Raw genomic sequence first — 9505 nt, forward strand, 5'->3', positions numbered from 1 at the left:
CGCTCGGGCGGCCCGCTCCTTCGTCAACGCCGATGCCTGCACCTCTGCCGGCGGCAGAGCCGCCACCCTCACCCGTTGAGGCTGGTGTAGCCGGCGCTGACGGGCAGAGCAGCAAACTGCCAGACGTCTTGCCGGCGCCAGTCCCCCCCGCCCCGCGTGCTGCCGCGCCCGCAGCAGACACCGCGGCCAGATCACCGACCCAAGCGCAGCGCCCCCCTGTCCTGCCGGCCAGGCCGCAGACCGCTGCGCCGCCTGCTGCCACCGACCATGCGGTCCCGACGCAGGCGCAGGCTCCTGCACCTGCACCTGCACCTGCACCTGCACCTGCACCTGCGCCTGCACCTTTGCCTGAGCCTCGGGCCGAAGCGGCGCGCGGCGAGGCCCGTGAAAGATCATTCGCCAATGCCCTGCCGCCAAGCAGCCCCGCAGCGGCACCTGCGCTGCGCATGCCGGCACCGCAGAACAAACAGGAAAACAGGCAGGAAAGCCTGATGACACAGGCACCTGGCGCCGAGACTGCACGCAGCGCGCCAGCCCTGGCGACTGCCCTGCATGAGGCTGCGCGCACCGGGCGGCTGACTGAGCTTGAGCGCCTGTTGCGGCTTGGTGCGCGAATAAATGCCCCCGACGAAGCCGGCCGCACGGCGCTGATGCTGGCGGTCATCCACGGCCACAAGGCCACGGTCCAGCGCCTGCTGGCCGCTGGCGCGAATGCGGCGCTGACGGACCGTGATGGCCAGGATGCGCTTGGGCATGCACGGCGCCTGGGGCAGGAAGACATGGTGCGAATGATAGAGGCAGGATCCTGAAGGAACTGCCAACTCTATCAATCGAATACGCCCTCAGCCCTTGCAGAATGGGCGTGGACAGCTATTGAATCAATAGCAATGTGAGCAGCGCAGACACTGTGGCCGGGCCCTCCCGGAACAGCCCCCGGACAGGCGTCCGGCTGTGAAACTGCCGCCCGAACACGGAACCCGACTCAACGCTTGATCAGCGCCTTCAACACATTCTGGAACCGCCGCACATGCGCCGCATCATGCGGCGCAGCCAGCACTTTGGCGGCGTCCTCGCCCCAGGTCTGCGCCGGCGCCGGGTCGTTGCGTTTGGTCAGCAGCACCAGCTGCAGCATGCGGCGCGCACTCAGGTGTTCCGCCGGGGTCGGCAGCTCGGCGGCGATTTCCAGGCGCAGCAAGGTTTCTGCGGCATCGCCCTTGGGCGCGGACGACAGCGCCCTGGTCCACGCGCTGCGGGTGGCCGGGGTCACCAGCTTGCCCAGGGCCGGCGCATCGGGCAACAGCGCGGCGTCGCGTTTTTCCCACGCAGTCAGCAGATTCGTCAGCACTTCGCCATGCGCCTGCTCGGACAGCTTGCGCAAAGCCTGCTGCGCATGTTCGAAAGCCTCACGCTGCGCGCGGAAGGCCGCGTCGCCCAGGCGCGGGCCGCGCTCCTCATAGGTCGGCCGGTCGTTGAAACGGCCTTCACGCTCGGGGCGGTAAGGCTCGAACTTGTTGTCGGCCGGGCGGTTGCCGCGGCCATCTGGCTTGCCGCCACCGGGACGTGCATCCTTGCGGTCGCCGAACTTGCCGCCGCGGCCTGCAGGCGCGGCCTCGGCCTTGCGCGCGCCGGGGCGGTCGTCGCCGCGCATGGCGACCACGGGCTTGGCGGGCTTTGGCGGCGCAGCAGCGGGCGCAGGCTCGGCCGGTGCTTCGTTGCCCTCTTCCGCTGCAGGCTCGGCAGATGCTGCTGCCGTTTCAGCGGATTCAGAACCCTCTGCTATGGTTTCAGGAGCGGCTGGCGCAGTCGCATCGGGGGCTGGTGCCTGATCTGATTCATCATTTTGCGCTGCGGCAACATCTGCAGCCGGTGCGCTGGCAGCAGGAGCGGCGGCTGCGGCCGGTTTGAACTGGCCGCGCAAACCAGCTTCCAGGTCAGCCATCGCAGTGCGGATCTTCTGCACGTCGCCGCTGGCGTTGGCGGCATCCAGTGCTTTGGACAACTCCACCACCATCCGGTCGTGTTCGCCCAGTGCCGATGCGGCTTTTTCGCGTTCGGCGGTCTTGCGCTGGAAGGCGTCGTCTATCGGCTTGCGGAAAGCGTCCCAGAGCTTTTGCTCCTGCTTGCGCTCGATCGGCACACCTTGCGCCTCATGCTGCCAGCGCTGCTGCAGCTGCTTGACGGCATCGATGCGCAGCTGCGGCTCGGCACCCAGCACCTGGGCTTCCTCGATCATGGCCTTGCGGCGCGCGAGGCTGTCCGTGCGTGCGGCTTTCAGCGCAGCGTCGGCTTTGTCCATGGCGGCTTTCCACTGCGGCTGGATCTCGGCAAAGGCTTTTTCGCTCAGGTGGCCGGCGGCGGTCCACTTCTCGACAAAACCGTTGAGGCTGCGGATCTGATGTTTCCAGTCGGTGTTGCCCTGGTTGGCGTCGGCCCAAGCCAGCACCTCGTCGATCAGCAGGCGGCGCTCGGCCTTGACGGCTTCGCTCTGCTCCTTGACTTTTTCGAGCCAGGCTTCAACCACCTTGTGCGCTTCGTTGCAGGCATCGTCAAAACGTTTCCACAACGCGTGGTTGGGCGTGCCGCCCTGGTCGCTGGTTTTCCAGAGTTCGCGCATGGCGCGTAGCGCTTCCTGCTGCTTGCGCCCACCCAAAGGTTTGGCAACCAGCGCCTCGGCCTTGGCCACGAGTTCTTCGCGGATCTGGTCGGCGCGCCAGCGTTGCCAGCCTTCGAGTTCGCCGGCCGAGGTCAGCGCCGCATGAGCGGCCGCTTCCAGTGCACTGTCGATATTGCGGATGTTGTCCTTGAGCGCCTGGCGCAACTCGGCCGCGACCTTGGGTGTGGACTTGCCATGGCCTTCGGTCACTTCATGCTCGAGTTTGGCGAGTGCGGCCTGCACGATGGCCGATGATTTTTCGCGCATCTCCTTGAGCACGGCGGGATCGATTTTCGCCTTGGGGGCACGCGCAGCGGGCTCGCCGGTTGCGCCATCGCCTGCGCGCGGCTGGCCGCGGCCAGCGCGCAATTCGTCGGCCCAGACCGGCACGGCCGGCAGCGGCGCGGCGGCGTCTTCGGCGGCGGTGACGGCCAGCGACAGCGCGCCCTGAAAGGCTTCCCACACGGCCAGCAACTGGCCGCGCGAGGCGTCGAGCAGTGGCGGAAATTTCGCGTCCACGCTGGCCCAGTTGGCATCCTGCGCAATCTCGTCGGCCTGGCCCTGCCAGTGCGTGACGTCGGCTCGCAGCGCCTCCCAGGCGGCCTGCGCATCGCGCCAGGGTTTGGTCGACAGCACCTCAATGCGTTGCGAAATCAGCACGGCGGCTTCACGCTGCACCTGGGTGCGGTGCTGCAGGTCTTCGATGGTTTTGACGCGGTCGGCGAGTTGGGCCTTGAGTCCGGCCAGTGGTTCGCGCGACAGCGGCGCACCGGCTTTGGCAGCGTCACGCTGCCAGGCCAGGGCATCGGCGAGGTTGAGTTTCTTCAGCGCCAGCAGGGCCTGGCCCTTTTCTGCCCACTCGGCAGCCACCGTTTCCTGGTTCTTCGCGCGTTTGGCTTCGTCGAGTTTTTCCTTCAGGGGCTTGGCTGCGCCCTTGTCGCGGTTGGCGAGATCCTTGTAGACCTCGGCCATCTGCTCGGCACTGGGGCCGGTGGCCAGCCACTCGCGGATGCGCGCGGTGCGCTCGCCGGAGGTTGGCGCCGAAAATGCACCGCCGGTCATGCCGTCCAGCGGATGGCTGTCGCCCGGTTTGGTGGGAGCCGTTTTCGCGGCGGAGGTATCGGGCTTGGAAGGTTTGGACATGGGGAAACGCAGCATAAAAATTAAAAAGGCCTGGCCGGGGAATCAAGTTGCGGCTGAATGCGGCCGGGGCGAGTGAGGCCCCGGCGCTGCATCGCGGCCAGCGATGGCGGTCCGGACGGGTAAATGAAGGGTTCAGTGAGCGGGAAACATACGGACCCTGGCACTCGAAAAGGCTCTCACAAGACTCTTCAGGCCGGGACACGCCCGCGCTTTAAAAATAAAGCACAAGCCGTATTTTCGCTGTTTTTACGGCATCACCAAATTAAGCTCTGCACGCGGTGTCCATTTGGCATCCGGCTGCAGGGTTTTGGCAGCACCCACGAGGAGCCGCGCAGGCGCCAGATCCCGGCTCGCGAGGTAGTCCTTGACCACCACAGCGCGCCTGAGGGCGAGCTCGCGCATGGCGTCCTCAGTCACTGCGATGTCGGCCAACAGCAGCTTTTCCATCTCGGCGGGCGGCAGCTCTCGGGCCAGACCGATCACATTGCGTGGCTTGGTGATGTCGGCGCGTTTGTAAACCTCCTTCAGTAGCGCCGGGGACTCGGCCGGACTGACCGTGAGGGTCGCCGACACCGCACCGCCCTGCGCCACCAGGCTGCGGCGCTTTTCGGCGCTCAGCAACTGGTCCAGGCCTTCCCGCCGGTAGGCCTCGCGCTCGGCATCCAGGCTGGCGGTGCCAACCACGGTGAGTTGCAAGGTGGGGCGGTCGGTCAGGGCCTTGGCCACCCTGTCGAGGCTGGCCGTTGCCTCGGGCGCGAGGCGTGCGCTGCCAGGTGCAAAGCCGACACTGGCCAATTCTTCCCCGCCACCGCCAAAGGCACCGGCCAGCAGGCTGAAGGGCGCGGTGATGGCCTTGACGATCACGTTGAGGATTACCTTGACGATGACCGGGCCGAGGCTGAACTGCGGGTCACTGAGCGAGCCACTGATGGGCAGGTCAAGGTCAATCACGCCGTTGCGGTCGGCCAGCAGCGCCGCTGCCAGCTTGACTGGCAGGCTGGCTGTCGAGCCTTCCACCTTGTCGCTGAAGCTGAGCTGGTTCAATACCACCTTGTTGCGGGCGGAGAGCTGGCCATCTGGCTGCACCAGGTAACTGACATCCACACTGAGCTTGCCGCGGCTGATGCCATAGCCCGAGTATTTGACGGCATAAGGCGACAGGGGTGGCAGCTCCAGGTCGCGCACCTTGCCCTGAATATCCAGCGCCAGCGGTTTCGCCAGCGGGTTGAGCTTGCCGGTGATCTCCAGCGAGGCGGTGCTTTCGGCGCGGCCTCGCAGTTCCAGATTGGCCATGGCCGGGGCGCCGGCTGTGGGCGCCGACGAAAACGCGCTGAGCTTGCCGCCAAGCTCGCTGAGGTTGGCCGTGTAGTTGGGTCTGACAAATCGGTCGGAAAACAGCACCCGGCCATTGATCAGCGTCAGCGGGCCGACGTTGATGATGGGGGCAGGTGCCGATTTCCCCGATGCCGCAGCATTTCCATTTTTTGCATCATTTTGGCCTCCAGCCCCCGCCAGTCTTGCGTCAGCAGCTCCTGATTTAATAGCAGTCGCCGTTGCCTGCGGCGGCTTGAGCAGGTCCTGCAGGTTGATGCGGCCTTCCGGCGTGACGATCACGCGCGCGAAGAAGTCACTCAGCACGGTTTCGCGCACGTCCACCCGTGTGGCTTTTGTCGGCTCCAGCGCCACCTTCAGGCCGCGCAGGTTCAATGCCTTCCAGGCCAGCAGCCCCTCGCTGGGCGTCAATGTGTTGGAGCTGAAGTCCTCCAGCGCCCCATCGCCGGCCAGTTGCGCCTGCGGCCCCGCCGGTGTCTGGCGCCAGGCGACGCGGCCGCCGAAACTGGCATCGGCACGCAGCAGGTCGATATTGAGCTGTTGACCGAAATAGGGCTCGAAGGCCTGTACCGGCATGCGCTGCAACGCCAACTGGCCCTCGGCCTGCAGTGGCGCCAACCCCAGACTGCCCTTGAAGTCCAGCTTGCCGGGCTCGAAACGCCCGGTTGCCAGCTGCATCGAAGCACTGAACGGCATCGGTTTCGCAGCCTCCGCCCTGGCAGCAGGCCGCTCGTCAAGCAGCAGCCCCTGCAGTTGCGCCTTGACGCCACTCACCTCAAACGCCACCGGCCTGGCTGTCGAACGGTCCGAAAACGACATCGCACCGCCGTCCAGCGACACCTCGGCAATGGCCACGCCCCAGGCTGGCGCGCTCGCAGGCCCCGGCGGCGGCGCTGCCCCGGCACCCGCTGCCATCCAGCGCTGGTACATCCAGCGCCTGTTGGCATCACGGTCGACCTTTGCTTTGGGCTGGGTCAAACGCATGCTGGCCGCCTTGAACGACCTCCCCGCCACGTTGATGGCCATGTCGCTGACATCGACACGCTTGACCGACACCAGCGAGGTTTGGCCTTCGGCCAGCAGGATGTCGCGCACGGCGAGCTGGGGCGCGCTGATGTTCAGCACCTGCGCCTTGTCCCCGGTGGCCGCCTGCCACTGGATTCCGAGCTCCGCATCAAGCTGGCCGTTCAGCGCCGGCAGCAGGAACTGGCCGATGTATTTGGCAGCCATGTCCAGCGGCCAGGCCGCCAGCGTCGCCTTGACGTCGGCAGCGGTATCGGTCGCGCTGCCGCCGAAGCTCAGCAGCGCGGGCGTGGCTGACGGGGCTGGGGCGGCGATCCCGGCTTGCACCGCTTTCCTGCGGGCGGCTGCGGGCGGCGCAGCGGCAGCCACCGCAGCCGCGTCCAGGGCGATGGCACCCTTGAACTGCAGCGGCGCGCTCGCCGAAAAGGGATAACTGATCGCCGATGCGTCCAGCACCAGACCGTTCAGGCGGATCTGCGCCGGCGAGGCCAGGCTTTGATCCAGCCAGTTGACCAGCCCGCCGCGAACAGCAAGGCTGGTCACCTGCACCTTCCACGGGGTGCGAGCCGGCACCGGGCGGGCGGCGCTTCCGACGGCGGGCGCGGGCGTGGGCGTGGGCGCCGATGCAGCCTGGGTTGAGGCATCAATTTGACCTCCAGCCCCCGCCACACGGGCGTCAGCAGCTATGTTTTTGGTAGCGATCGGGGGGCTGGCCGGCAGCAGGTTCAGCCGCCCGCTGCGATCACGCGTGATATTGAGCACGGGCGAGGTGAGCACCACCGACGACAGCCTGATCATCTTTGCCAGCGGCCGGACATCGTCCATCACCACATGCAGGCGCTCGAAGCCCAGCAACTCCGGGGCGGTCGCCGGCGCCCCCGCCGCGCCCAGCAGGCGGACCTGGTGGGCCGTCACGGTGCCGGAAATCCTGACCACGGTGTCGGGCGTCTGCTCAAACCCTATCTTGATATCGGCATCGAGCACCCCGCCTTGTAGCCGCAGCGGCAGGCTGGCCGGCAGGTAGCCGAGAAAAGGCCGCAGGTCCAGCGCCTTGAGCCGGAAGGTGGCGTCGGTCTTGCGGGTCTGGGCAAAGGGCGTGCCTTCGGCCGCCGTGTCGAAGCGGCTGCCATTGAGCGCGAAGCTCAGCTGCGGCGCCGTTTTGACGTCGCGCTGCGAGCGCAGGTTGCTCAGAAAGGGGACGGACAGCGTCAGATCCCTCAGCGCGTGTATCGTGCCAACCGCCAGGTCGTTGAAGTCGGTACGGCCGCCGCTGAGCACCAGGTTGTAGAGCGCGAAACGCAGTGGCCGGCGATCAGGCTTGTCAAGCGCCTGTTTTACCCGCTCAATGATGTCGTCGATGTCATAGCGCCCTTCACCCAAATGGGTCAGCGCCAGCACCGGCTCTTCGACCTGGACAGAATCCAGCACGGGAGCCAGCCGCAGCAGGGACTGCAACTCTGCATCTATATAGATACGCTTGATGCTGAGCTGGGGAGATCCCTGGGGAAGCCCGGGCGCTGCGGCGGGAGAAGCGCCGGCCTTTGCAAGCGACAAGTCATGCAGCGTGAGCTCCAGCGACCAGGGCTGAAAGTCCACCTTGCCCACCTTGAGCTGGCGCCCCAGCTTCTCTGAGCCGGTTTTCTCCAGTTGCCACTTCAACAAACCAGGCACCGCCGCCCAAGCCAGCATCCACAGCATCAACAGCCCGCCGACCGCCCAGGCGGCCCGCCGCTGCCAGCGTGGGGATCGCATGACCGAAAGTGACATTGCCGGAAAGCCACGCCAGAAAAGGGACCAGCGTCCCCACATCTCTTTGCTTGTCATAGGCGTCGAGTTTTGTGGGCCTGCGCAGAAAGGTCAATGATTTTTTGTGCCGCTGCGCCGTGCACAAATGAAAAACCCCGGTCAGCAGGACTGACCGGGGCTGACGGCGGACATGATGCCCATGCCGTCTGGCTTCGCAAAGGAGAGAAGATCGTCTCCAGTGCGATGAAAGCAAGTGATTGCTCTCAGGTTGACCGGGGTTGGTTACCCGGCTGATGCTTGAGGTACTCAAGCAACTGCAGGTTAAACCTCGCGCACCCGGCGGGCAAGGCAAAATTTGTAATCAAGAAATGGCAGGCGATTGCGGTTTTCTTGGCAGCTTTACCTCGCTGCAACACGACGGGAATTTATCCTACAGGCTGACGGGCAAACAGGGCGGTGCGCCTGTTTTTTGCGCGACAGTGAATGCTCCAGCGCTTTCTGCAAAAACGCTGCAAAGCCTTGACACATTTGGACTTTACTGGCCAGACATAAGGGGTATCCGCTTAGCTCCACTAGGCTATTTCCAGTGATTCTTCGGCGGGCAGGACGATGTCGGCGTAAGTCACCGGATCGGTGACCACGGCCTGCTGCATCAGCCTGTAGAACAGCATTCCGCGCGAGCTGGAGGTGCGGCGGTTGAAGCGAAAGACGAATTCATCCAGGTAGGCATCCAGGTGTTCGGGCTGGACCGAACCGTGATGGGTGCCCAGAATCCAGCGCTTGATCAGCGAGGCCACCCGGTGCACCCCAGCCATGGAGACATGGGCCGGCACCTGCGAGCCGAGCATGACGTTGCGCTGATGCTCATAGCCCAACGCCGGCAGTGATCGGTAAGCCGCTGAGCCATCAGTCTTGAGCGTCGAGCCCGTCTCGATACAGGCCTGAACGAAGGGTACGATGAACTCCTCTGAGTCCTTGTCGATGCGGCGCAGGCGAATCCGCCCGAACCCCTTGGGCTGCAGTATTTCCACCGCCAGGACGATCAGTACTTTGCTCGTGCTGTTCTTGCGTTTCACTGGGGAAATAGGCTGCTTGCGGTCCGTGATGGCCAAGTAGGTCTCGTCAACTTCGACCACGCCCTTCAGGCGCTCACGGGCGGGCCGCACCATCGCCCGACGAAACCGGTGCAGCATGGTCCAGGCCGTCTGGTAGCTGCCCAAGCCGAGCACCCGTTGCAGGCCCAAAGCGCTGACACCTTGCTTCTGATTGGTCACGTACCAAGCGGCGGCCAGCCAGACTTTCAAGGGCGTGCGGGTCTTATCAAAGATAGTGCCCGCGGTCACGGTGCTTTGGTGCCCGCAGTCCTTACACAGCAACCGGCCTCGGCTTGCGCGCGATGGCAACGACATGGCGCTGCAGCTCGGACAGACAAACCCTTGAGGCCAGCGCAGGCGTTCCAGGTAGGCCAGGCAGGCGTCCTCGGAGGAAAACCAATCAAGGAATTCGCTCCAGGTGCGCGGGTAGTCTTGGGCGGGAACTGGCATAATAACTGGGTATTTATCCAGTATATCTGCATCCGCTGGAGCTAAGCGGATACCTCTTTTATTT

General features: G+C 65.2%; 5 protein-coding genes. 2 read left to right on the top strand and 3 right to left on the bottom strand.

The features are described from left to right. The coding region (locus H0W47_RS17645; RefSeq protein ID WP_296926766.1) for an ankyrin repeat domain-containing protein at positions 1–809 on the top strand (809 nt) is incomplete at its 5' end. 173 nt (positions 810–982) lie between these two features. Here the strand turns inward: H0W47_RS17645 and H0W47_RS17650 are convergent. Both H0W47_RS17650 and H0W47_RS17655 read right to left on the bottom strand, forming a co-directional pair. Next, positions 983–3796 (bottom strand): DUF349 domain-containing protein, encoded by a 2814-nt coding sequence (locus H0W47_RS17650; RefSeq protein ID WP_296926767.1) that lies wholly within the window; start codon positions 3794–3796, stop codon positions 983–985. Positions 3797–4042: 246 nt separating this feature from the next. Next, positions 4043–7903, bottom strand: a complete 3861-nt coding sequence (locus tag H0W47_RS17655; RefSeq protein ID WP_296926769.1) for a DUF748 domain-containing protein — start codon at positions 7901–7903, stop codon at positions 4043–4045. A 287-nt stretch (positions 7904–8190) separates the two neighbouring features. Between H0W47_RS17655 and H0W47_RS17660 the strand changes: the two genes are divergently transcribed. Next, complete coding sequence (locus H0W47_RS17660; RefSeq protein ID WP_296926771.1) at positions 8191–8487, top strand: hypothetical protein; 297 nt, start codon at positions 8191–8193, stop codon at positions 8485–8487. On the opposite strand, the gene H0W47_RS17665 is transcribed toward H0W47_RS17660, so the two are convergent. Further along, entirely contained in the window at positions 8470–9441 is a 972-nt protein-coding gene (locus tag H0W47_RS17665; protein WP_296926773.1) for an IS1595 family transposase, read from the bottom strand. The two genes, H0W47_RS17660 and H0W47_RS17665, sit on opposite strands and share 18 nt — an antisense overlap. Positions 9442–9505 lie beyond the last annotated feature (64 nt).

This window comes from Polaromonas sp. (assembly GCF_013817205.1).
Lineage (GTDB): Bacteria > Pseudomonadota > Gammaproteobacteria > Burkholderiales > Burkholderiaceae_C > Polaromonas.